We start from the raw sequence: 23,960 nt of genomic DNA, 5'->3' as shown, positions 1-23,960 counted from the left end.
ATTAGACCACTACACCTTCTCCGCTACAGCCTTAACTTCATTGGGCGTTGGGTCGTCAATCGCTTCATACCCATCGCCGTCGGCATCGCAACCCACCATGGCTAGGCCACACAGTGCCGCTAGCAGCCATTTGCTCATACTGCCCCTCGCTTCAACTGCTACTAGGGTAAGGAATTACCAAGCTTCATGCACAGGGTTCTATGGCTGGCAGACGTAAACGATAACGCAGGTCACTACCAGTGAAGCGGATAACGACGATGACGAGCCAGATTGTTGACCAAGATGGCAACGAAGAGCATCAGTACGCACCCCGCCCCGACGGGAAAAAAGGCGTCCCCCCATCCCAAATGATGCAGTTCATCGGAGCCGATGACGGCTGTCAGCCGCGACGCGCTTTCGTCCGACCCGGCCCGAAGCCCGTCTTCATCCGGCACCGGCAAGCCAATTCCAACCTCTCGCCAGCTCGGGATACCTGGACGTTAGCTATCATGCCTAGCTACGGGGGATTTCGGAACCGTTATAGTCCTGGGTATCGTCCGGCTGCGACCCAGGCTCGTCAGAGGTATCGCGTTCGTAATTGCGTGCGGCCTCAATTGCCTGCGGCTCGGTGTCGTGCCGAGAGATCTCGCGTTTCCCATCAGGATCCGTGACGTCTACCACGCGCCAGCCAGACACAATAATACTCTCTTGAGTTTCTTCCTTGATGGGTTCGACACGTGCTGTACGGGTCATATAGCCTCCTGCTTGCCATGCAATCTGCTTCTCTGTATAGCTCACAACCACCCGGGTTGCGATGCTCGCCTTCCGTGAAAATGGCGACTTCGACATGACCCAGGCGGCCAAGCCGTTCGATGAGGACCCATAAAACTTCAGGCGCACCGCAGGGAATCAGCAATACATGGAAGCCTTGTGCGTAAATTTCACGGAAGAGGATTTAATGATCGTCAAAAAAGGCAACGGCGACCGGACTCGAAGCTCGCGGCATTCTTTACCCGCTGACCAGACGTGCCTGCCGTGGAGCCAATTGCTCTCCAAGGGGGGGAGAGCCAATAGGAAGAGTATTCAATAGATGCGGATGGTGCCGGCGGTCGGACTCGAACCGACACACTGTCTCCAGCGGCGGATTTTGAATCCGCTGCGTCTACCAATTCCGCCACGCCGGCAGCGGGAACGCATTATACGGACGCGCCGGTTGGCGTCAATCATCACGCTGACTTAATCCGGCGCGTGCTTTATGATGGCGCCCTCGCAACGAACGACACCGGGCGAAGAGCCCACCTCAGCCGATCCGTGACCCATACCATGCAGCGCGCCGACTTCCATTTCGATCTGCCCGACGAGTTGATCGCTCGTTACCCTTCAGAACAGCGCACCGATTGCCGCCTGCTATGCGTCGACGGCGAGGATGGCACGCTCGAGCATGCTCGCTTCCCCGACCTTCTGGATCGGCTGGAGCCCGGCGACGTGGTGGTGTTCAACGACACCCGCGTGATCCCGGCGCGCCTGTTCGGCCACAAGGCGAGCGGCGGCAAGGTCGAGATGCTGCTGGAGCGTCCGCTCGACGCCCACCGCGGTCTGGCACACCTGCGTTCGAGCAAGTCTCCCAAGCCGGGCACCGAACTGATCTTCGAAGGCGACGTGCGTGCCGTGGTGGAAGGTCGCCGCGATGCGCTGTTCGAACTGCGCTTTCTGGGCGAGACGCCACTGATCGAACTGCTCGAGCAACATGGCCACATGCCACTACCCCCTTACATTACCCGTGAGGATGAACTGGCGGACCGGGAGCGCTACCAGACCGTCTATGCGCGTCGCGAAGGTGCCGTTGCCGCGCCCACCGCCGGGCTGCACTTCGATGAGACGATGATGGCGGCCCTGCGCGACAAGGGCATCGAGACGGCGTTCGTCACCTTGCATGTCGGCGCCGGAACCTTCCAGCCGGTGCGCGTCGATAATATCCGCGAACACCCCATGCACAGCGAATGGCTGGAGGTGAACGCAAGCGTCTGCGATCAGGTCAACCGCGCCAAGGCCGCGGGCAAGCGTATCGTCGCCGTCGGCACCACCAGCGTGCGCTGTCTGGAGACCGCCAGCCAGAGCGAAAGCGGCGAACTCATGCCCTACCGCGGCGAAACCGACATTTTCATCTATCCCGGTTATCGCTGGCGCTGCGTCGACGCCTTGGTGACCAACTTCCATCTGCCTGAATCGACGCTGTTGATGCTGGTCTCCTCCTTCGCCGGCTTCGATACCGTAATGCACGCCTACCGCGAGGCCGTGGCTGCGAAGTACCGCTTCTTCAGCTATGGCGACGCGATGTTCTTGACCCGTCGGCCCAGCTGAGCCACCAACGCCTTGCGCGGCTTCGGGCGTGTTACAGGACAAGCGCTTTTCGCGCGGCTTCGGGCGCGTTATAGAGAGACACCATGCGAAACGAATGCTTCATGAAATTCGAGCGACTGGGCCAGGACGGCCGCGCTCGCCGTGGCCGCCTGACCTTCCCTCGCGGCACGGTGGAAACACCGGCCTTCATGCCGGTGGGCACCTACGGCACGGTCAAGGGCATGACGCCGCGGGACGTCGAGGCGATCGGCGCCGAGATCATCCTCGGCAATACCTTTCATCTGTGGCTGCGCCCCGGCACCGAGGTGATCGAGGCCCATGGCGACCTGCACGACTTCGCCCAGTGGCACAAGCCGATCCTGACCGATTCCGGCGGTTTCCAGGTGTTCTCGCTGGGTGCGATGCGCAAGATCACCGAAGCGGGCGTTCACTTCCGCTCGCCGGTGGATGGCGCCAAGGTGTTCATGGGCCCGGAGGAGTCGATGGCGGTGCAGCGCTCGCTGGGTTCCGACATCGTGATGATCTTCGACGAGTGCACGCCCTATCCCGCCACCGAAGCGGAGGCCGAGAAATCGATGGCGCTGTCGCTGCGCTGGGCAGAGCGCTCACGCGCGGCCCATGGCGAGTCTCCCTCGGCGCTGTTCGGTATCGTTCAGGGCGGCATGTATCCCGAACTGCGCGAACGCTCGCTCAAGGGCCTGCTCGAGATCGGCTTCGATGGGCTGGCGATCGGCGGGCTTTCGGTGGGCGAGCCGAAAGATGAGATGCTCGGCGTGCTGGACTATCTGCCGACCTGGATGCCGGAAGACAAGCCGCGTTATCTGATGGGCGTCGGCAAGCCGGAAGATCTGGTCGAAGGCGTGCGCCGCGGTATCGACATGTTCGACTGCGTGATGCCGACGCGCAACGCCCGCAACGGTCATCTGTTCACTGCCGAAGGCACGGTCAAGATCCGCAACGCGGTGCATCGCTTCGACACCCGCCCGCTGGAGGACGAATGCGACTGCTATACCTGTCGCCATTTTTCTCGCGGCTACCTGCATCATCTGGATCGGTGCGGCGAAATGCTTGGATCGATGCTCAACACGATCCACAATCTGCGCTACTACCAACGCCTGATGGCAGGTTTGCGTGGGGCTATCGAAGCGGGTACATTGGCCGACTTCGTAGCACAATTCTATCGGCGGCGCGGACTCCCCGTGCCGCCCGGGGTCGACTGATACGATTCGAACCGGCCGTCGGGCAGAATCACCGACGAGCCGGTCCAGCCAGTCTCATTACGCAACCTTTTGGAGAGTCATCTCATGCTGGACTTTTTCATCCCCGCGGCTCACGCCCAGGATGCGGCAGCTCCTGCCGGTGGTGGTATTGCCCAGATCATCATGCTGGTCGGTTTCGTGTTGATCTTCTACTTCCTGCTGTGGCGTCCGCAGTCCAAGCGCGCCAAGGAGCACAAGAAGCTGATCTCGAACCTGTCCAAGGGTGACGAAATCGTGATCGGTGGCGGGCTGCTCGGCCGCATCACCGAAGTCACCGATGACTTCATCAGCATGGAGATCGCCGAAGGCACCGTGGTCAACGTTCAAAAGAGCGCCGTCGCCTCGGTTCTCCCCAAAGGCACACTGAAGTCGCTGTAACTCTCCCGGCTGTCGATACCAATCGGCAGCCGCTTTTTCCTCCGCGACAGTCATAGCCACGACAGTCATAGAAAGGACAGGGCTTCCATGCTCAATCGTTACCCCCTGTGGAAGTATCTGCTGATACTCATCGTTTTCGTTGTCGGCGTCATTTACGCGTTACCCAATCTTTATCCGCAGGATCCCGCCGTTCAGATCAGCACCACCAATGGCACCCTGGACAGCCAGCAACTCGACCGAGTGACCCAAGCCCTCGCCGATGATGGCATTGCCGTCAAATCGGCCGCCATGACCGGCAACAACAATGCCCTGATTCGGCTCGACGATGCCGAACAGCAGCTTCCCGCCCGCGATGTGATCGACGACATCCTCGATAACGACTACACCGTGGCGCTCAACCTGGCCGACTCCACGCCTGACTGGCTGACCAGCCTGGGCGCGACGCCGATGAAGCTCGGTCTCGACCTGCGCGGCGGAGTACATTTCCTGCTCGAAGTCGATATGGACGCCGCCGTCCAGCAGCGTCTCGAGGCCACCGCCAGCGCCATCCGCGCCGATCTGCGCGACGAGCGGATCCGTTACCGCAATACCCAGGTCGACGACAATGCGTTGCATATCGAATTCGCCAACGCCGAGGAGCGTGACGCGGCCCGCGACCAGATTCGCCAGAGTTTCACCGAATTTCAGATCCAGAGTCGCGAGGAAGGCCGCCGCGCCTTCCTCGACATGACCCTGACCGAGCAGTCGATTCGGGATATTCAGGACTACGCGGTCAAGCAGAACCTGACCACGATCCGCAACCGCGTCAACGAACTCGGCGTGTCCGAACCGCTGGTTCAGCGCCAGGGACCCAACCGCATCGTGGTCGAACTGCCCGGCGTGCAGGATACCGCCGAAGCCAAGCGCATCGTCGGCGCCACCGCCAATCTCGAATTCCGCCTCGAGGCGCGCCCGGACGCACCGGCTTCCGAGACCGAAACCTTCCCGTTCCGCAACAATCCGCAGCGCACGGCGGACTTGTCGCGTGACGTCATCATCACCGGTGACCGGGTCTCCAGTGCCAGCCAGAGCTTCGACGAGAACGGCCGTCCGCAGGTCAATATCAACCTCGACGGTACCGGCGGCTCGCTGATGAACCAGGCGACCCGGACCAATATCGGCCGCAACATGGCGGTGCTCTATATCGAGCACAACACTCAGACCCGCACGGTGATGGAAGACGGCCAGCAGGTCGAACAGCGCATTCCGACCACCGAGCGCAGCATCATCAGCCTGGCAACGGTCCAGAGCGCTCTGAGCAACCGTTTCCGCATCACCGGCCTGGACTCCCCCACCGAGGCCAGCGAATTGGCATTGCTGTTGCGCTCCGGCTCGCTCGCCGCGCCGATCTATTTCGTTCAGGAGAGCACCATCGGGCCGAGTCTCGGCGCCCAGAACATCGAGCGCGGCATCTTCTCGGTCATCGTTGGCGGCCTGCTGGTGGTGGCCTTCATGCTGATCCGCTACAAGGCCTTCGGTGTGATCGCCAACGTGGCCTTGTGCGTCAACCTGGTCCTGCTGTCGGCCGCGATGTCGCTGCTGGGGGCCACCCTGACGCTGCCCGGCATCGCCGGTATCGTGCTGACACTGGGCATGGCCGTCGATGCCAATGTTCTGATCTACGAGCGCATACGCGAAGAGCTGAGGCGGCACACGCCGGCGCAGCAGGCGATCCATGCCGGTTACGGGCGTGCCTTCACCTCGATCGTCGACGCCAACCTGACCACGCTGCTGGTCGCCGTCGTGCTGTTCTCGATCGGCACCGGGCCGGTCAAAGGCTTCGCCGTGACGCTGTCGCTCGGCATCCTGACCTCGATGTTCACCGGCATCCTGGTGTCGCGTGCCCTCGTCAATCTCTCCATCGGCGGCAAGCCGGTGAAGAAACTCTGGATCTAGGAGACGCGAGCAATGCGCCAATTCGACTTCATGGGCAAGCGTCGCATCGCCTTCATCGTCTCGATCGTGTTGACGATCGTGTCGATCGCGGCCCTCGCCCTTCTCCATCTCAGTCTCGGTCTCGACTTCACCGGCGGCACGGTGGTCGAGCTCCATTACGCCACGGCGCCGTCGCTGGACGACGTACGCGCCCTGCTTGCGGGCCAGGGTTTCGAGAACTTCTCGGTCCAGACCTTCGGCGCCGCCAACGAAATACTGGTGCGCCTGCAGCAGAGCTTCGACAACAACGTTGGCAACCAGGTGGTTTCGGCCTTGAACGCCGGCGGCGCCCAGGTCGACCTGGTCCGCGCCGAGTTCGTCGGCGCCCAGGTCGGCGACCAGCTACGCGACCAGAGCGGTCTTGGCATGCTGGTCGCCATGGCGGGCGTTGCGATCTACGTCGCCTTCCGCTTCCAGTACAAGTTCGCCCTGTGCGCGCTGATCTCGCTGGCTCACGACGTACTGATCGTGCTGGGGCTGTTCGCGCTGTTCCAGTGGGAGTTCGACCTCACCGTGCTGGCCGGCATCATGGCGGTGATCGGCTATTCGTTGAACGACACCATCATCGTCTATGACCGCATTCGCGAGAACATTCGTCTATCTCGCAGCGATGACATGGCGCAGATCTTCAACGACGCCATCAACCAGACGCTGTCGCGGACCTTGGCGACCTCGGGTACCACCTTGCTGGTACTGTTCGCGCTGTTCTTCCTCGGCGGCGACATGATCCACAATTTCTCGATCTCCTTGATCCTGGGCATCGTCGCGGGAACCTTCTCCTCGATCTACGTCGCCGCCGCGTTGCTGCTGGTGTTCAAGCTCGAGCGCCAGGATCTGATTCCGGCCAAGAAAGAGAACGTGGAAGAAGAGCTGCCCTGATTCCGACCAGGCGATTCATCCAGGCTTCTCCATCGCGGGAGGCCTTTTTCGTTGCATGGCGACCTTGGATCAGGAATTGAGCCCAATGCCGTGACGCTTGAGCTTGCGCACCACGCTGGGCTGGCTGATCCCGAGTCGCTCGGCCAGGGCATAGGTGGTGCGATGGGTCGCCGCCAACGAAACCAGAATCTGGCGTTCGCAGGCATCCAGCGCCGCCTTCAACCCTTGCCCCGGGGCGAGCGCATCGGGCTCGGTTTGCGGCGCAACCGTTCCTTGCCCGGCTTCGGATGCTGACGGCCTCGTCATTGTCGGCGCCGACATGGCCGGGGCACCGATGAGTGCCTCGTCGGCGGACAACCAGGCGCGCTCCAGCCAGTTTTCCAATTCCCTGACGTTGCCGGGCCAGTCGTTGCTCATCAGCTCGGACAGTACCCGGGGATGCAGCATCTTTTCGCCGCCGTAGCGCCGGTTGAGCCGCGCCAACTGGCGTTCGGCCAGCCCGGGAATGTCCTCACGGCGCTCGCGCAGCGGTGGCAGCGTGACCGGGATCACGTTGAGACGGTAGTAGAGATCGAGCCGGAAACGCCCCTCCTCGACCCGCTTGGCTAGGTCCTGGTTGGTCGCCACCACCAGCCGGAAATCGACTCGCCTCGTCCTGGTGTCGCCAAGCCGGGTCAGCGAGCCATCCTGAATCACCTTGAGTAGCTTGGACTGCATTGCCAGCGGCAGCTCGCCGATCTCGTCGAGAAACAGCGTGCCCTTGTGTGCCTGTTCCAGCAGGCCGGCCTTGCCCTGTCGGGCCGCGCCGCTGAAGGCGCCGGGCTGATAGCCGAACATTTCGGATTCGAACAGCGACTCCGGAATCGCCGCGCAGTTGACGTCGACGAAGGCGCCGTCGGCCCGCCGGCTCCAGCGATGCAACTGGCGGGCGAAGGCGGTCTTGCCGACGCCGGACTCGCCCAGCATCAGCACGGTGGCGTCGGTGACCGCAACCCGCTCCAGCAACTGGGCGACTTCCCGCATCACCTGGCTGCGCACTTCCAGGTCCTCGAGTCCTGCCGCCGGTTCCGGCGTCGCGCCGCCACGCGCCAGATGCTCGCTGAAGCGCCGCTGCAGCAGCGCGTACTCGTCCTGCAGCAAGCGCACGTCGGTCATGTCCATCGAGCGACTGACGATACACTTGAGCCTGCCCTGCCAGTAGACCGGGTGCGCCTCGGCGACCACCTGGCGCCCGGTGGCGGTGCGTTGCAGCAACTGCGCCGAGCGTCCGGTACGCATCACTTCCATCGACACCGAGGGGGTCAGCACCCCTTGGGACTCCAGCGCCTGGACCGTGGTCGCGCACAGTTCTTCGCGGCTCATGCCGTAGACCGCTGCACTGCTGGGGCTGACCGCCAGGATTCGCCCGCTCTCGTCGACGATGAACAGGTGATCCTGGGCCGTCTGTATCAGTGTCTCCAGAATCCGCTGTTCGAGAGTCTCCTGCACATCGATACGGTTTTGCATCATCGATACCAAAATGAATCATTGTCGGTCCAGTTTGATCCATTAATGGATCGAAAAGAAGCCCGTACGACGATTCCCGCCCCTGAAAGCGCCAGATCACGCGCTGACGGCAGTTGGCACGCTTTCTGCTTTAGTCGTAGAGGCGAGACGCCGACCATGACAACCACAATGACAGGAATCCAAGCCATGGCCGACCAGCCCTTCGAGCTGGAAATCTTCCGTACCCTGTGGGGTTTTCAGGGTCGCTGGCAGCAAGCCTGCGACGAGCTGAGAGCCGCCGGTTTTGACGGCATCGAGGCGCGCCTGCCGGCCGACGCCGGGACGCGAACCGCGCTGGCCGATTTCCTCCAGGCCGAGCGCCTGCCCTACATCTGCATCCTGTTCACCTCCGCTCCGGTGTTGCCACGGCAGAGCGATACTCCCGCCGATCATCTCGACGATTTCGCCCGCCAGTTGGCCTGGTCCCATGAACTCGCACCGCGTTTCGTCAACGTGCTGGCCGGCAACGACCGCTGGCCGCTGTCGAGCCAGGTCGAGTTCTTCGGCCGCGCCCTGGAGATCGCCGCCGACAGCGGCCTTACCTGCGTATTCGAAACCCATCGCGCACGCTCGCTCTACAGTCCGTGGGTGACACTCGAATTGATCCGCCAACTGCCCGAGTTGCGCTTTACCAGTGACATCAGCCACTGGGTGGTTACCTGCGAGCGCCTGCTCGACGATCCGGCGGACGATCTCACCGCGTTCATCGAACGCGTCCACCACATCCAGGCCCGGGTCGGCTACGACCAGGGGCCGCAGGTGCCGCACCCGGCCGCACCGGAGCACGCCGAAGCCCTGGCTTTTCATCAGCGCCACTGGGCCGCGATCTGGGAAGCCCAGCGCGCCCAGGGCCGCGAGATCACTACCCTGACGCCGGAATTCGGCGCCGATGGCTACCTGCATCATCTGCCTTTCACCGATGTACCCGTCGCTAACCTGTGGCAACTCAACCGCTGGATGGCCGACTGCGAACGCCGCCACTTCGATCGGTGGTCCACTCACCAGCCCCTATCCATGGAGCCATGAGCATGCCTGACAACGACAACATCAAGCGCTTCACCGAGATCCCCGTGATCGACATCGGCGGGCTCTTCAGCGACCGTCTGGAAGACCGCCAAGCGGTCGCCGAGGCGCTGGGCCGCGCCGCCCGCGAGGTCGGCTTCCTGCACATCGTCGGCCATGGTATCGACCCGGCGCTGATCGAAGGGCTACATGAGGCCGCACGGGCCTATTTCGCCCAGCCGCTGGCAGCCAAGATGCGCCAGTACATCGGCGACTCCCGCAGCCACAAGGGCTTCGTCCCGGAAGGCGAGGAAGTCTATTCCAAGAAGACCGACCACAAGGAAGCCTTCGACGTTGGCTTCGAGGTCGCCGAGGATCACCCGCTCTATGTCGCCGGGACGCCGCTGATCGGCCCCAACGAGTGGCCCGATCTGCCCGGTTTTCGGGCAGCGGTCAAAGCCTATTACGACGCCGTCTTCGCCCTCGGCCGCCGGCTGTTTCACGGTTTCGCCCTGGCCTTGGGGCTGCCGGAGACCTATTTCGACGCGCTGGTCACCGCGCCGCCCTCCAAACTGCGCCTGATCCACTACCCGTTCGACGACGAGGCCCGGGACGCACCCGGCATCGGCGCCCATACCGACTACGAATGCTTCACCATTCTCTACTCGCGCAAGCCGGGACTCGAGGTGATGAACGACCTCGGCGAGTGGATCGATGCATCGCCGGTCGCAGGAGGCTTCGTCGTCAACATCGGTGACATGCTGGAGGTGATGACCGACGGCGCCTTCGTCGCCACTGCTCACCGTGTGCGCAGCGTTCAGGAGGAGCGCTACTCCTTCCCGCTGTTCTATGCCTGCGATTACCACACCCAGGTCAAGCCGCTGCCTCAGTTCGCCAGCAGCGAGCCCCACTACGAGGCGATCGCCGTCGGCGATCACATGTGGGGTCAGGCCCTGCAGACCTATCGCTATCTTCAGCGCAAGGTCGAGGCCGGCGAACTGGCATTGCCGGATGGCGCCCGCAAGCCATCCAGCTTCGGCCATCTGAAGCATGCACAAGAGCAAGACTGAAACGTTGCCCACGACAACCCAGAACAAACCCAACAGGAACGACCGACATGACCTTCAACGTCCGCAAGATCGCTGCTTCCACCCTGACCGCCACCGGTCTGTTCGGTCTGATGGCCGTCCAGCCTAGCCAGGCGGTCGAGACGCCGCCAACGCTCAACGAAGGCGTGCTGACGGTGGGCATGGAGATCGCCTATCCGCCCTTCGAATCCTATGACGGCGACAAGGTCGTCGGCTTCGACCCGGATGTCGCCAGCGCGCTGGCCGAGCGCATGGGACTCGAGGTCGACTACTTCGATACTCGCTTCCCCAATCTCATCCTGGGGCTCAACAGCGGCCGTTTCGATACCATCATCTCCGGCATGTACATTCTGCCCGACCGCCTCAAGCAGGCCGACGCCATCCCCTATGCCCAGACCGGAGCCGCGATCATGGTCACCGCCGACAGCAAAGTGATGCCCAAGGAGCCAGAGGATCTCTGCGGCCTGACCGTCGGCCTGCAGCAGGGCACTTCCTGGGTGGCCAAGCTCAACGACCTCTCCACCAGCTACTGCGAGGCCAATGGCAAGGGCGCGATCACCCTGCGCGAATTCCCGACCACGTCCGAAACCTCGCAGGCGCTGCTCTCCGGCAACATCCAGGCGCACATGGAGATCGTCAGCGCCTCGCAGTCGATCGCCGACAAGTCGCGTGGACGCATCGTCATCAGCTCCGAGCACGCGCTCTATCCGGAAACCCTGGGCATCTACGTCAAGAAGGGTAACGAGGCGCTGTTCCAGGCGCTCGAGGCGGCGGTGAACGAATTCAAGCAGACCGACGAGTATCAAGCGCTGCTGGACGAGTACAGCCTCGAGGCCGCCTGATCCGGCGTGTTCGCCCAACCCTGACGCTGTTCATGCGCCCAACGCCGGCGCTTCCGGCACCGCCTGAATGCAGCAGGCGGTAGCCGGCTCCCGGACATTCCGACGCTGCCCGAGGTCGCTGATGCCATTCGACTGGCCCTATTTCTTCTCGCTGTTCTCGGTGGGCGCGTTCTGGCGCGCCTGCCTGACGGTCATCCAGTTGAGCCTGCTCTCCTGGCTCATCGGCATGGCCATCGGTTTTCTGCTGGCCCTGGCCAAGCAGTCCTCCCACGCCTGGCTGCGCTGGCCGGTATCGATCTATGTCTGGTTCTTCCGCAGCGTGCCGTTGCTGGTGCTGCTGATCTTCTTCTACAACCTACCGCAGCTGGTGCCATCGCTGCGCTGGCTGTTGTCGCAATCCTTCTATGCCGGCCTGATCTCGCTGATCCTGACCGAAGCTGCCTACATGGCGGAGATCCATCGTGGCGGGCTGCTGTCGGTGCCCCAAGGCCAGCGCGAAGCCGCCCGGGCGCTCGGTATTCGCCTGATCGGTACCCAGCGCCTGGTGGTGCTGCCACAGGCATTCCGCATCGCCCTGCCGACGCTGACCAATGAGTACATCACCATCGTCAAGCTGACCTCGCTGGTGTCGGTGATCTCGCTGACCGAGATCCTGCTGGTTGGGCAGCGTCTCTACGCCTCCAACTTCCTGGTGCTGGAGACCCTCGCCGCGGTGGCGATCTACTACGTGATGATCGTCACCCTGTTCGGCTGGCTGCTGCAGTGGCTGGAACGCCGGCTCGATCTGCAACGCCGTCGCGCGGCGACACTGACTGACGACGAGGTCGCCGATATCCGCCGCCGGTTGCCGCCACCTCCGACCCCGGCCCGCGCAGTCCAGGTTCCCGGCCAGCCGCCGGCACTGCAACTGCGTGATATCCACAAGCGCTACGGCGACCATGAGGTTTTGAAGGGAATCGATCTCAAGGTGGCCAGTGGCGAGGTCATCGTCATCATCGGCCCCTCCGGCAGTGGCAAGACCTCGCTGATCCGTACTGTCAACGGCCTGGAGACGCTGAACCAGGGCGAGATCGTGCTGTTCGGCGAGAGCTTCCTGCGCGCCGGCGAGCGCCAGTCCGCCGCCTTCCACGCCGGCATCCACCGCATCGGCATGGTGTTCCAGAGCTTCAATCTGTTCCCTCATCGCACCATCGTCGACAACGTGCTGATGGGGCCGCGTTACCACGCTCTCGGCGACGGCGCGGCAGAGCGCCCGGCAGCGCTGGCACTGCTCGACAAGGTCGGCCTGCTGGCCCATGCCAACAAATATCCGCACCAGCTCTCCGGCGGCCAGCAGCAGCGTGTGGCGATCGCCCGGGCATTGGCGATGCGCCCCGAGATCATGCTGTTCGACGAGCCGACCTCGGCGCTCGATCCAGAACTGGTCGGCGACGTGCTCAAGGTGATCCGGGATCTCGCTGACGAGGGCATGACGATGCTGATCGTGACCCACGAGATGGAGTTCGCGATGTCGATCGCCGACCGGGTGGTGTTCATGGAACACGGCCATATCCAGGCCGACGCCTCGCCGGCAACCATTCGCGCCGGTGGCGACGAACGCCTGAAACGCTTTATCGGCCTGTCGCCGGAGCCGCCCCAGGGCTGAGCGCTTACATGGCCGACATCGCAAGAAACGGCATCCCGGATGCCGCTACCCAGCAAAAGAAGGAGCATCTGATATGGATACGCCACACGCTCTCAACCCGCCGCTCAACCAGCCCCTCGGCGGCAATGAGATGCCACGTTTCGGCGGCCCCGCCACCATGATGCGCCTGCCCACGCAGCAGAGCGCCGCCGGGCTGGACGCCTGCTTCGTCGGCATCCCGATGGATATCGGCACCTCCAACCGCCCCGGTACCCGCTTCGGGCCGCGCCAGATCCGCGACGAGTCGCGCATGCTGCGACCCTACAACATGGCCACCCGCGCCGCGCCCTTCGAAAGCCTGCAGATAGCCGACATCGGCGACGTGCCGATCAACACCTTCGATCTCAAGAAGAGTGTCGACATCATCGAGCGCTATTACGACGAACTGCTGACCCATGATGTGATCCCGCTGACCCTGGGCGGCGATCACACCATCGCGCTGCCGATCCTGCGCGCCATGGCCAAGAAGCATGGGCCGGTGGGGCTGATCCATGTCGATGCCCACGCCGACATCAACGAGCACATGTTCGGAGAAGCCATCGCGCATGGAACGCCGTTCCGTCGCGCGGTGGAAGAAGGCCTGCTCGACGGCAACCGCGTGGCCCAGATCGGCCTGCGCGGCACCGGCTACTCCGCCGAGGAGTTCGACTGGGGTCGCGCACAGGGCTTTCGCGTGGTGCCCGCCGAGGAGTGCTGGCACAAGAGCCTGACGCCCTTGATGGCCGAGATTCGAGAAAAGGTCGGCGGTGGCCCGGTCTATCTGAGCTACGACATCGACAGCCTCGACCCGGCCTATGCCCCGGGCACCGGCACGGTGGAGATCGGCGGGCTGACCATTCCCCAGGCGCTGGAGATCATTCGCGGCGCCCACGGGCTCGACATCGTCGGCTGCGACCTGGTCGAAGTCTCGCCGCCCTATGACGCCCACGGCCAGACCGCGGTGGTCGCCGCCAACCTGCTGTTCGAGATGCTTTGCATACTACCAGGGGTGAAGCGCCACGCCTGAGCGACGGCGGTGCGTCGATATGCGCACCGCCAACCGAACCCCCGCTATCGACAATCGTCGCCATCGAACAAGAGGAACAACCATGGCTCACCTCGATACCTCAACGGCTTTCGGCCAGGATGCTCTCGACGATAATGTCGAGCGCAGCCTGGGCCTGTCCGGTACCTTCGCCCTGTGGCTGGGCGCCAACGTCGTCGTCACCACCGTGCTGACCGGCATGCTGCTGGTACCGGCACTCTCCTTCGTCACGGCGATGTGGCTGGTATTTCTAGGCTCAGCCATCGGCATCGTGCCACTGGTACTGATCGGCGTGATGGGCTCCCGCACCGGCATGACCACCATGGTGCTGGCGCGCGCCGCCTTCGGTCGCATGGGCGCCGGTGTTCCGGCCTGGGTCAATCTACTGGCGCTGATCGCCTGGAGCTGGATCCAGGCACGTCTGGCCGGCATGAGTCTCGACTACGCAGTGAACTATCTCACCAGCTACTCCAATGTGGCGTTGTTCACGGTGATCTGCGAAACCCTCGTGGTGGCGATCGCGTTGCGCGGCCATCTAGGCATCGAACGCGCCGAGAAGTGGGCGGCGATTCTGATGCTGGCTCTGGCGGTGGTAGTGCTCTATGCCCTTGGGCGCTACTACGACCTCCCCAGCCTGCTCGAGGTAGCGCCACAAGGCGACATGACCCCGGGTGGCGCCTTCGATATCGTCATCGCCACCGCCTTCTCCTGGATCCCGCTGGCCGCCGACTACAACCGCCATTGCAAGAGCAATCGAGTGGCCATGATCGGTACTTGGAGTGGTTATGTTGCCGCCACCATGATTGCCATGGGGCTGGGTGCCGCGGTGGCCGGGCTATCGGTTGCCCACGGCATGACTGCCACCTACGACCCAACCCAGTTGCTCAGCCAGTTCGGCTTCGGCCTGCCCGCCGCCCTGGTGATCTTCTTCTCGGTGCTTACCACCAATGTCATGTGCGTCTATAGCGCCACGCTCTCCTACATGAGCGCACGACGCCGTTCAACCTTCTGGAAACCGGCACTGGTGATCGGCGTGATCACCGTATTCGGATCGCTGATTCCCGGCATTCTCGATAGTTTCCAGACCTTCCTGCTGATCATCGGTAGCGTCTTCATCCCGGCCTTCGCGCTGATGATCGTCGACTACTACCTGCTCGGCGACCGCCATGCTCGCTACACTTCCGAGTCGCTACTCGGCGAGCAGTCAGCACTCCCCGGGATCAATTGGCAGGCGGTAGCGGCCTATGCTATCGGCGCCGTGCTGGCCTACTACTGGAACTGGGTCGCGCCGCTGTCGATCGGCGCTTCGCTGCCTGTGTTCGTACTCACCGGCGCACTCTACTGGGTGGTGGCACGGGCCAGCCATGCAACCCGTCGCACCGCTACCGGGAACCGGGCATGATCCGTTTCTGTCACCGACCGCTTGAGGAGTTCCCTTGCAACGTTTGATCCAGCAGTTTATCGACAACCGGTGGGTCGCGAGCCATGGATCACGCTGCCTGCCGGTCCTGGACCCTTACCGCCAATGGCAGATCGCGGAGGTTACCGCCGGCGCCCCCGCCGATGTCGAGGCCGCCGTCACGGCCGCCCGTCGTGCACTGCCCGCCTGGCAGGCCCTCGGCGGCGAGGCGCGCGCCAGCTATCTCGAGGCCTTCGCCAGCGCACTGTCCGAGCGACGCGAGACGCTGATGCATCTGTCATCCATCAACAACGGCAAGACACTGGCCGAAGCCGCCATCGACCTGGACGACGCCATCGCCTGCTACCGTTACTATGCCGGACAAGCGCGAGCGCTCGAAGCCCGCCAAGGGCGCCTGGTGGAACACGACGTGGACGGTGTCGCGGCGCGTATCTACGAAGACCCGGCAGGCGTGGTCGGGCTGATCACGCCCTGGAATTTCCCGCTGGTGACCAGCGCCTGGAAGATTGCTCCGGCGTTGGCCGCCGGTTGTACCGTGGTGTTCAAGCCTTCGGAAGTGGTGCCACTGCCGGAGCTGGCGCTGACCGAGATCGCGCTGGAGATCGGATTGCCACCGGGGGTGTTCAATCTGGTGCTCGGTGATGGCGAAGGCATTGGCGCCCCGCTGTGCGCCCATGCTGGTATCAACAAGCTATCGTTCACCGGCAGCAACGCCGTGGGCGAGCGTGTCATGCAGGCCGCTGCCGAGGGGAGTCGTGGCGTTTCGCTGGAGCTCGGCGGAAAGTCGCCGATCCTGGTGCTGGACGACGCCGAGATCGACCAGGCCGCCGACTGGGTGATGGCGGGCATCTACTTCAATAGCGGGCAGATTTGCTCGGCGACCTCGCGACTGATCGTCCATCATTCGTTGGCCGAGCCTCTCTATGCGGCTCTCGGTCAACGGATCGACGCCTTGCGCCTGGGCGACCCCCTAGCCGATGACACCGACATGGGGCCGATGACCAGCGTCCGCCAGCGCGAAAACGTGGAACGTTATCTCGCCATCGCCACCGAGGAAGGCTTGACCGCCGTTCGCGATGCCCGGCATCGCAAGTTGCCCGCGCAGGGCGAGTTCGTCGCCCCCACGCTCTACCGCGACGTGCCCCACGATAGCCGGCTGTGGCGCGAGGAGATCTTCGGGCCTGTCCTCTGCGCACGCAGCGTGGTCAGCGAGGAGGAAGCCATCGAACTGGCCAACGACTCCGACTTCGGGCTCGCTGCCACCGTGATCTCGGGCGACACCGAACGCGCCCGCCGTGTCGGCCGGGCGCTACGGGCCGGCAGCGTGTGGTTCAACAGCGAACAGGTGGTGATGCCGGAGGCCAGTTGGGGCGGTTTCGGGCGCAGCAGCATCGGACGCGAACTCGGCCCCTGGGGACTCTCCGCTTACCTGGAAATGAAGCACTTGATTGGACCGGCCTGAGCATCGTCGACCAACGCAAAACGCCCTGCCGGCAGCGAGCCGACAGGGCGTTTGAAGTTCAGCGCGGAGACGTCGTTCAGAGCCCGCTCACGATCTCGCGAGCTAGAGTCAAACTAGGCGAAAACGGCTTAGGACACGGAGTTTACATCGGGGTAAATGAGTATTCCTCAGTCGTTTTATTCGCGTTGCTCACCCTACGGGCCAGCCTTCGGCTGTTGTCTCCGCTGCGCTCCGGCTCAACAACGTTTGGCCGACGCGCAGCAGATTGTGAGCAGGCTCTCAGACGCCGGCCTTGAGCTGCTGCGCCAGCACCTTGTACAGACGCGGACCGGCGGCCATCAGCGTGCCGCCCGCTTCGATGCTGGGCGAACCGTCGATGGCACCGGAGAGCGCGCCGGCCTCCTTGAGCAGCAGCGAGCCGACCAGGCGATCCTGCTCCTCGAGGCCGAGCACGAAGGCGGCATCGGTACGTCCGGCGGCGAACTCGACCAGATCCAGCAGCGTACAGCCGCTGCCGACCAGGGTATCGATCTGCGGGCCGAGGCGCTCGACCACGCGGAGGTATTGCGGCAGCCAGCGTGCACGGTACTCCTCGCCGGGCCAGGCGAGCGCGATACGCGCGCCGTTGACACCGGTCGCCTTGGAGACGCGCATGCGCTTGCCGTTGCCCTGGGCGCCACGGCCACGGCTGACGAGGAATTCGTCGTCGCTGAACGGCGAGACGATCACCGCATGTTCGGGACGCCCCTTGACCAGACAGACCATCGAGAGGGCGAACTGACGACTCCCCACGCCGAGGTTGGACTCGCCGTGGAAGGGCTCGATGTGCCATACGGTATCGTGTTCGTCGCCCTTGCCTTCGCGGTAAGGCGTGAAACGACCGGAGACGCCGTGTTGCGGATAACCGCGCGAGAGCTGATGCACGATCAGCGTTTCCGCGTTGCGCGCGGTGTCCTGGAGCAGGCTGGCGGTGGCCTGCTCGTCGTGACTGACCTCGAGACGGTCACGGATACGAACGAACTGCTCTGCGGCGCTGCGAGCGGCGCGCAGCGCGAATTGAACCATCGGGTGCATGGATCGGGCCCTAGGGAAGTCGAAAGCTGTTAAAGAACGCCGCGCAGTCTAGCAGAAGCCTGTCTGGCCAGCCATGCTAGACTACGCGTTTTCCCGCTTTCGCCAGACGCTTTCAGCAGACCAGCAGACGCTCATGCTCGACCGTATCCGTATCGTATTCATCGGCACCAGCCATCCCGGCAACATCGGCGGTGCCGCCCGCGCCATGCGCAACATGGGCCTGGACGACCTCGCGCTGGTGTCGCCGCGCTGCGAACCGCACGACAGCGAGGCCTACGCCCGCGCCTCCGGCGCCGACACCATCGTCGATCGTGCCGCTATCTTCGAAACGCTGGAGGACGCTGTCGGTGACTGCACGCTGGTGGTCGGCGCCAGTGCCCGCTCGCGCCATCTGCCCTGGCCGCTGATCGCCCCGCGCCCGCTGGCTCAAAGCCTGCCGCAACTGCTGGCGGCCGAACAGTCCCGCGTGGCGCTGGTGTTCGGACGCGAGGACACCGGCCTGACCAATGCCGAGCTGCAGCGCTGCCATCGCCACGTGCATATCCCGACCAACCCCGAGTTCAGTTCGCTCAATCTCGCCGCCGCGGTCCAGGTACTGGCCTATGAGTGTCGCCAGGCCTTCCTCGAGGCCGCAGAGAGCCCCTCCACGGCGGAAAATGACGATTCCCGGCCGTTTGGCGTGACCTGGGACAATCCCCCCGCGACCCACGCCGACATGGAACGCTTCTTCGCCCATCTGGAAAGCACGCTGACCACCCTCGAGTTCCACGACCCGGACAACCCGCGCCAGTTGATGGCGCGCCTGCGCCGGCTGTTCATGCGTGCCCATCTCGACACCATGGAGATGAATATCCTGCGCGGCATCCTGGGCACCATCGACAAACGACTCGGGGACAGATCCTGAACCGCCACGTCATGGCATAGACACATGAATGACATAGGCAGAGAGATAGCGTCTCTCCCACGCTGCTGTCGCCGCGGCGGAATGGTTGACCACGATACTCGGTTTTTCCATAATGCCGGCAACCTCGCGACCGCCGAACTCCGCCGATGCGTCTGACCACCAAGGGCCGCTATGCTGTCACTGCCATGCTCGATCTGGCGCTCAATGCCGATCAGGGGCCGGTTTGTCTGGCGGATATCTCCAAGCGCCAGGACATTTCGCTCTCTTATCTCGAGCAGTTGTTCGCACGCCTGCGCCGGGCCAAGCTGGTGACCAGCGTGCGCGGTCCCGGCGGTGGCTACCGGCTGGGACGTGAGCCGGCGGCGATCTCGGTCGCCGGGGTCATCGACGCGGTCAACGAATCGGTGGATGCGACTCGTTGTCACGGCCAGGCGGACTGTCAGCAGGGCAGCAAGTGCATCACGCATCATCTGTGGTGCGATCTTTCCGACGAAATCCAGCGTTTCCTGAGCGATATCAGCCTGCAGGAACTGGTGCGGCGGGAAGAGGTTCGCACCATCGCCCAGCGTCAGCGCAAAGCCGAACTCCCCACGCTCGAGGATGATCCCGCCACCATCACGGTATCGTCGCACTGAGCAGCTACGCTATAGGATGAGCCACGTCATAGAGTGGCGCAGCGCCTCCTATTTCGATCGACTTTCAGAGACCTTTACGTGCCATGAGCGCTCCAATCTATCTCGATTACGCCGCCACGACGCCCGCCGATCCTCGAGTGGTCGAGCAGATGGTGCGTCATCTGACACTCGATGGCGTCTACGCCAATCCGGCCTCGCGCAGCCACATGCCCGGCTGGCTGGCCGAGCAGGCGGTCGAAAACGCCCGGCGTCAGGTCGCCGACCTGATCGGCGCCGATCCGCGCGAGATCGTCTGGACCTCGGGCGCCACCGAGGCGGACAATCTTGCCCTGACCGGCTTCATGCGTGCCAATCGTGCCCGCGGGCGCCACCTGGTGACCTCGATCATCGAGCACAAGGCGATCGTGGATACCGCCATCGCCCTGGAAGCCGAGGGTTTCGAGGTGACCTGGCTGACACCGGGACCCGACGGGCGCGTCACGCCCGAGCAACTGCGCGAGGCGATGCGCGAGGACACCGTGCTGGTATCGCTGATGGCGGTCAACAACGAGCTCGGCAGCGTCAACGATCTCACCGCGCTCTCCGCCGTCGCGCATGAATTCGGCGCTCGTTTTCATACCGATGCGGTGCAGGCTGCCGGCCGGCTGGCGCTCGATGTCGAGGCCATGGGTATCGATCTGATGTCGGTTTCAGGACACAAGGTCTATGGTCCCAAGGGCATCGGCGTGCTCTACGTGCGCCGCGATCCCGATCTGCGTATCGAAGCGCTGATCCACGGCGGTGGCCACGAGCGCGGCATGCGCTCGGGGACGCTAGCGACGCATCAGATCGTCGGCATGGGCGAAGCGTTCGCGCTGGCCCTCGATCAGCGCGAGGCCGACGGCGAGCACGCCCATGCTTTGCGGCAGCGTTTTCTGGATGGCCTGTCGGCTTGCGACGGTATCCACATCCATTCGCCGCTCGAGCAGGCCGTGCCCAATATCGTCAATCTGGCCTTCGATGGCGTGGATGGTGAATCGCTGCTGATAGCACTGCGCGGACTGGCGGTTTCCACCGGTTCCGCCTGCAACTCCGCCAGCGTCGAGCCTTCCTACGTGCTCAAGGGAATCGGCGTACCCCATTCGCAGGCGCTGGCGTCGATCCGCTTTAGTTTCGGCCGTTTCACCACCATTGAAGAGATAGACGGCGCGGTCGAGGAAATCCGCCGCGCGCTGAGCGGATTGCGCCAACCGGCCGAGGCCACCATGAATCATCGTTGAGATGAAGGCTCCATTGCCCTTCATCCACGGCAGGGAGAAATGCCATGCAAAACATCACCATCAGTGAAGCCGCCGCCAATCAGATCCGTCACGTGCTCGAGGAGCGCGGCAGCGGCCTGGGGCTACGCGTCGCGGTCAAGCCCAGCGGCTGTTCCGGCTACAGTTACGTGCTCGACATCGCCGACGAGGCGCGCGAGGACGATGTCGCTTTCGAGGAGCGCGGCGTGAAGGTGCTGGTCGACAAGGATGCCCTGGCGATCCTCGACGGCACCGAGGTCGACTACGTCAGCGAAGGGCTCAATCGCTTCTTCCGCTTCAATAACCCCAACGTGACCGACGAATGCGGCTGCGGCGAGAGCTTTAGCGTCTGATAAGCTTCAGCGTCTGAACGCAGCCCCACGGCTTCGCCGCGCGAGATGCGTCGGCTGCGGGCTTGCGCTACAATGGCGCGATTTTTCGGCCGGGGCCGATCCTACTCGGCACCGGCCAGCGATGACTCCGGACGACGCGCCACTCCTTCGTGGCGCGTCGTCTCGCATCACCCGTTCGAATTCCGACTGCCAATCGCAGTCGTTTCACCATTATCAGCCAGGAGACCGAAGTCATGGCCACCGAGCGCACGCTTTCCATCATCAAACCCGATGCCGTTGCCAAAAACGTGATCGGCGATATCTACAGCCGCTTCGAGAAAGCCGGTCTGCGCATCGTCGCGGCCAAGATGCTGCACCTCTCCAAGGAGCAGGCCGAAGGCTTCTATGCCGAGCACAAAGAGCGCGGCTTCTTCAACGACCTGGTCGCTTTCATGACCTCCGGTCCGGTGATGGTTCAGGTCCTCGAAGGTGAAAGCGCCATCGCCAAGAACCGCGAACTGATGGGCGCGACCAACCCGCAGGAAGCCGCGCCGGGCACCATCCGCGCCGACTTCGCGTCGTCCATCGACGCCAACGCCGTGCACGGCTCCGACGCGCCCGAATCCGCCGCGCGCGAGGTCAGCTATTTCTTCAGCGACGACGAAATCTGCCCGCGCGGCTGATGCGTCATCCGACCGGCCAATCCGGCCGGTCGGGGCCTTCCTTCCACTCACAGATACCCATCCTCGAGCCGACTCCGTTGCCATGAGCGTTGCCACCGCCACTCCCCGCACCAATCTCCTGGGGCTCTCTCGCGAGCAGATGGAGGCGTTTTTCGTCTCCTTGGGCGAGAAGAAGTTTCGCGCCGCCCAGGTCATGAAGTGGATTCATCAGGAAGGTTGTGACGATTTCGAGTCGATGACCAACCTCTCCAAGCCGCTGCGCGCGCGTCTGGCCGAACACGCCGAGATCCGCGGGCCGGGCGTGGTCTATGAAGGCACCTCCAGCGACGGCACGCGCAAATGGGTACTGGAAGTGGAGGATGGCAGCTACGTCGAGACGGTATTGATTCCCGCCGACAACGGTACCCGGCGCACGCTGTGCGTGTCGTCGCAGGTGGGCTGTTCGCTCGATTGCAGCTTCTGCTCCACCGGCAAGCAGGGCTTCCAGCGCAATCTGACCAGTGCCGAGATCATCGGCCAGGTCTGGGTCGCCCAGCAGCGCGCCGGTGGCCGCATGAGCGCCGCCGATGGACGCAAGGCGATCACCAACGTGGTGATGATGGGCATGGGCGAGCCCCTGCTCAACTACGACAACGTAGTGCCGTCGATGAAGCTGATGCTCGACGACAACGCCTACGGCCTGTCCAAGCGACGCGTCACGCTGTCGACCTCCGGCGTGGTGCCGATGATCGACAAGCTCGGCGACGAACTCGACGTCAGCCTGGCGATCTCGCTGCACGCCGCCAACGACGAGCTGCGCAACGAGCTGGTCCCGCTCAACCGCAAGTACAACATCCGCAAGCTGCTCGATGCCTGCCAGCGCTATCTCGAGAAGTGCGGCGACACCCGCCACATCACCATCGAGTACACCCTGATCAAGGACGTCAACGATCAGCAGGAACATGCCCGGCAACTGGCGACACTGCTCGATGAGCTGCCCTGCAAGGTCAACCTGATTCCGTTCAATCCGTTCCCGCATTCGGGTTACGAAAAGCCGTCGCGCAATCAGGTCATGCGTTTCCAGCGCTGGCTCTATGAACTGGGTTACACCGCTCCCGTGCGCACGACCCGTGGCGACGACATCGATGCGGCCTGCGGCCAGCTGGTCGGGCGCGTCAAGGACCGGACCCGGCGGCATGAACGCTACATTCAATCTATCCAGCTCGATGCCGATTGAACCAGAGGATGGCAGGACACTTACCGAGGCTGATGTTGAGCCGCCATGTCTCGCGGCGGTTGCCTTGACTTCAACCCGGCGCGGCGCTTTGATGGGAGCCCCAAAACCGCTTCATTTTCAGCCGTTCGGGGTTCGATCGGCCAAACATCGACAGCCCAAGCCCTGGGAGAGCCGTACATGACCCGCCAACCCCGTCCCTACCCGATACGTGCGCTGTGTATCGCTATGGGCATGGCGTGTCTGCTGAGCGGCTGTGCCACGCCCGTGGCCTCCAACGGGCCGTCCCGAAGCGATCCCGAAGACGCGGCGGCAGCGTATACGCGTCTCGGCAAGGCCTATCTCGCCGAGAACAACCTGCCACGCGCCCAGCAGGCGCTGGAACATGCCCTCGAGCTCGATGCCAAGGACAGCGACGCGCTCGAGGGATTGGCGCTGCTGTATCAGCGTCAGAACGAACTCGATCTGGCCGAGACTTTCTTCCAACGAGCACTGCAAGCGGATCCCGCAGCGACCCGGATTCGCAACAATTATGCCGCCCTGCTCTATCAGCGCGAGCGCTACGCGCAGGCCTGCGAGCAGTTGGAACTCGCCAGCCGGGACATCACCTATACCAATAGAGCCCAGCTGTTCGCGAATCTGGGCCAGTGTAAAACGGCCACGGGCGACACGAGTGCGGCTCGAGCGCACTATCAGCGGGCACTCGATATCGATCCGCGCAATGCGCGCAGCCTGCTGGCCCTGGCACGAATCGATCATACGCAGGGTAACGACCAACGCGCCTGGGAGCGTCTACAGCGCTATTTCACCGTGGCTGGCACGAATCCCGAGAGCCTGCGCCTGGCGAGCGAGATCGCCGCGGCTCAGGGAGACTCGACGCGTGCCGCCTTTTACCGTCAACAGCTTGGCGCTCCCAAGGTGAACTGACCCTAGAATTCAGAAGGA

At 63.5% G+C, this 23,960-nt stretch carries 23 protein-coding genes and 1 tRNA gene; 19 read left to right on the top strand and 5 right to left on the bottom strand.

All coding sequences use genetic code 11. The features are described 5' to 3' along the window. Positions 1-233: 233 nt before the first annotated feature. The 3 genes from DOM57_RS20950 to DOM57_RS20940 all read right to left on the bottom strand — a co-directional run bounded on the left by DOM57_RS20950 (position 234) and on the right by DOM57_RS20940 (position 1,163). A complete protein-coding gene (locus DOM57_RS20950; RefSeq protein ID WP_239496363.1) occupies positions 234-434 on the bottom strand; it encodes an HPP family protein in 201 nt (66 codons plus the stop codon). Positions 435-492: 58 nt separating this feature from the next. Next, on the bottom strand, positions 493-732 hold the full coding sequence (locus tag DOM57_RS20945; protein WP_110651594.1) for a hypothetical protein: 240 nt from the start codon (positions 730-732) through the stop codon (positions 493-495). 344 nt (positions 733-1,076) lie between these two features. After that, a tRNA-Leu gene (locus DOM57_RS20940) sits at positions 1,077-1,163 on the bottom strand. Between the two features lie 139 nt (positions 1,164-1,302). Between DOM57_RS20940 and queA the strand changes: the two genes are divergently transcribed. The 5 genes from queA (at position 1,303) to secF (ending at position 6,830) form a co-directional block, all read left to right on the top strand. Beyond that, on the top strand, positions 1,303-2,340 hold the full coding sequence (gene queA, locus DOM57_RS20935; protein ID WP_110651592.1) for a tRNA preQ1(34) S-adenosylmethionine ribosyltransferase-isomerase QueA: 1,038 nt from the start codon (positions 1,303-1,305) through the stop codon (positions 2,338-2,340). Between the two features lie 101 nt (positions 2,341-2,441). After that, a complete protein-coding gene (tgt, locus tag DOM57_RS20930; RefSeq protein WP_110651590.1) occupies positions 2,442-3,560 on the top strand; it encodes a tRNA guanosine(34) transglycosylase Tgt in 1,119 nt (372 codons plus the stop codon). Between the two features lie 84 nt (positions 3,561-3,644). Then, a complete protein-coding gene (gene yajC / locus DOM57_RS20925) occupies positions 3,645-3,977 on the top strand; it encodes a preprotein translocase subunit YajC (RefSeq protein ID WP_110651588.1) in 333 nt (110 codons plus the stop codon). An 87-nt stretch (positions 3,978-4,064) separates the two neighbouring features. Next, positions 4,065-5,912 (top strand): protein translocase subunit SecD, encoded by a 1,848-nt coding sequence (gene secD, locus DOM57_RS20920; RefSeq protein WP_110651586.1) that lies wholly within the window; start codon positions 4,065-4,067, stop codon positions 5,910-5,912. A 12-nt stretch (positions 5,913-5,924) separates the two neighbouring features. Continuing rightward, positions 5,925-6,830 carry a protein translocase subunit SecF gene (gene secF / locus DOM57_RS20915; RefSeq protein ID WP_110651584.1) on the top strand — a complete coding sequence of 302 codons (906 nt, stop codon included), beginning with the start codon at positions 5,925-5,927 and terminating at the stop codon, positions 6,828-6,830. Positions 6,831-6,899: 69 nt separating this feature from the next. Here secF and DOM57_RS20910 read toward each other — a convergent pair whose 3' ends face one another. Beyond that, a complete protein-coding gene (locus DOM57_RS20910) occupies positions 6,900-8,336 on the bottom strand; it encodes a sigma-54 interaction domain-containing protein (protein WP_110651606.1) in 1,437 nt (478 codons plus the stop codon). Positions 8,337-8,522: 186 nt separating this feature from the next. Between DOM57_RS20910 and DOM57_RS20905 the strand changes: the two genes are divergently transcribed. The 7 genes from DOM57_RS20905 (at position 8,523) to DOM57_RS20875 (ending at position 16,897) form a co-directional block, all read left to right on the top strand. Further along, positions 8,523-9,401 (top strand): sugar phosphate isomerase/epimerase family protein, encoded by an 879-nt coding sequence (locus DOM57_RS20905; RefSeq protein ID WP_110651582.1) that lies wholly within the window; start codon positions 8,523-8,525, stop codon positions 9,399-9,401. A gap of 2 nt (positions 9,402-9,403) precedes the next feature. After that, complete coding sequence (locus DOM57_RS20900) at positions 9,404-10,447, top strand: isopenicillin N synthase family dioxygenase (RefSeq protein ID WP_110651580.1); 1,044 nt, start codon at positions 9,404-9,406, stop codon at positions 10,445-10,447. 47 nt (positions 10,448-10,494) lie between these two features. Beyond that, a complete protein-coding gene (locus DOM57_RS20895) occupies positions 10,495-11,307 on the top strand; it encodes an ABC transporter substrate-binding protein (protein ID WP_110651372.1) in 813 nt (270 codons plus the stop codon). A gap of 121 nt (positions 11,308-11,428) precedes the next feature. Next, positions 11,429-12,952, top strand: a complete 1,524-nt coding sequence (locus tag DOM57_RS20890; RefSeq protein ID WP_110651370.1) for an amino acid ABC transporter permease/ATP-binding protein — start codon at positions 11,429-11,431, stop codon at positions 12,950-12,952. A gap of 73 nt (positions 12,953-13,025) precedes the next feature. Beyond that, a complete protein-coding gene (speB, locus tag DOM57_RS20885) occupies positions 13,026-13,997 on the top strand; it encodes an agmatinase (RefSeq protein WP_110651368.1) in 972 nt (323 codons plus the stop codon). Between the two features lie 82 nt (positions 13,998-14,079). Next, a complete protein-coding gene (locus DOM57_RS20880) occupies positions 14,080-15,417 on the top strand; it encodes a purine-cytosine permease family protein (RefSeq protein ID WP_110651366.1) in 1,338 nt (445 codons plus the stop codon). A gap of 34 nt (positions 15,418-15,451) precedes the next feature. Further along, on the top strand, positions 15,452-16,897 hold the full coding sequence (locus tag DOM57_RS20875; protein ID WP_110651364.1) for an aldehyde dehydrogenase family protein: 1,446 nt from the start codon (positions 15,452-15,454) through the stop codon (positions 16,895-16,897). A 279-nt stretch (positions 16,898-17,176) separates the two neighbouring features. On the opposite strand, the gene DOM57_RS20870 is transcribed toward DOM57_RS20875, so the two are convergent. Further along, entirely contained in the window at positions 17,177-17,971 is a 795-nt protein-coding gene (locus DOM57_RS20870) for an inositol monophosphatase family protein (protein WP_110651362.1), read from the bottom strand. Between the two features lie 133 nt (positions 17,972-18,104). On the opposite strand from DOM57_RS20870, the gene DOM57_RS20865 reads away from it, so the two are divergent. The 7 genes from DOM57_RS20865 (at position 18,105) to pilW (ending at position 23,942) form a co-directional block, all read left to right on the top strand. Beyond that, positions 18,105-18,875: an RNA methyltransferase gene (locus DOM57_RS20865; RefSeq protein ID WP_110651360.1), complete on the top strand. Its 771-nt coding sequence runs from the start codon at positions 18,105-18,107 to the stop codon at positions 18,873-18,875. A gap of 146 nt (positions 18,876-19,021) precedes the next feature. Next, complete coding sequence (iscR, locus tag DOM57_RS20860; protein WP_110651358.1) at positions 19,022-19,510, top strand: Fe-S cluster assembly transcriptional regulator IscR; 489 nt, start codon at positions 19,022-19,024, stop codon at positions 19,508-19,510. An 83-nt stretch (positions 19,511-19,593) separates the two neighbouring features. Continuing rightward, a complete protein-coding gene (locus DOM57_RS20855; RefSeq protein WP_110651356.1) occupies positions 19,594-20,769 on the top strand; it encodes an aminotransferase class V-fold PLP-dependent enzyme in 1,176 nt (391 codons plus the stop codon). 44 nt (positions 20,770-20,813) lie between these two features. After that, positions 20,814-21,140, top strand: a complete 327-nt coding sequence (locus DOM57_RS20850) for a HesB/IscA family protein (protein WP_110651354.1) — start codon at positions 20,814-20,816, stop codon at positions 21,138-21,140. A gap of 233 nt (positions 21,141-21,373) precedes the next feature. Beyond that, positions 21,374-21,802 (top strand): nucleoside-diphosphate kinase, encoded by a 429-nt coding sequence (gene ndk, locus DOM57_RS20845; protein ID WP_110651353.1) that lies wholly within the window; start codon positions 21,374-21,376, stop codon positions 21,800-21,802. Positions 21,803-21,884: 82 nt separating this feature from the next. Further along, positions 21,885-23,018, top strand: coding sequence for a dual-specificity RNA methyltransferase RlmN (gene rlmN / locus DOM57_RS20840; RefSeq protein WP_110651351.1), 1,134 nt, complete (start codon positions 21,885-21,887; stop codon positions 23,016-23,018). A gap of 177 nt (positions 23,019-23,195) precedes the next feature. After that, positions 23,196-23,942 (top strand): type IV pilus biogenesis/stability protein PilW, encoded by a 747-nt coding sequence (gene pilW / locus DOM57_RS20835; RefSeq protein ID WP_110651349.1) that lies wholly within the window; start codon positions 23,196-23,198, stop codon positions 23,940-23,942. Positions 23,943-23,960: the final 18 nt, after the last annotated feature.

This window comes from Salinicola peritrichatus, from assembly GCF_003206715.1.
GTDB lineage: Bacteria > Pseudomonadota > Gammaproteobacteria > Pseudomonadales > Halomonadaceae > Salinicola > Salinicola peritrichatus.
This window is presented reverse-complemented; position numbering and strand designations above follow the sequence as displayed.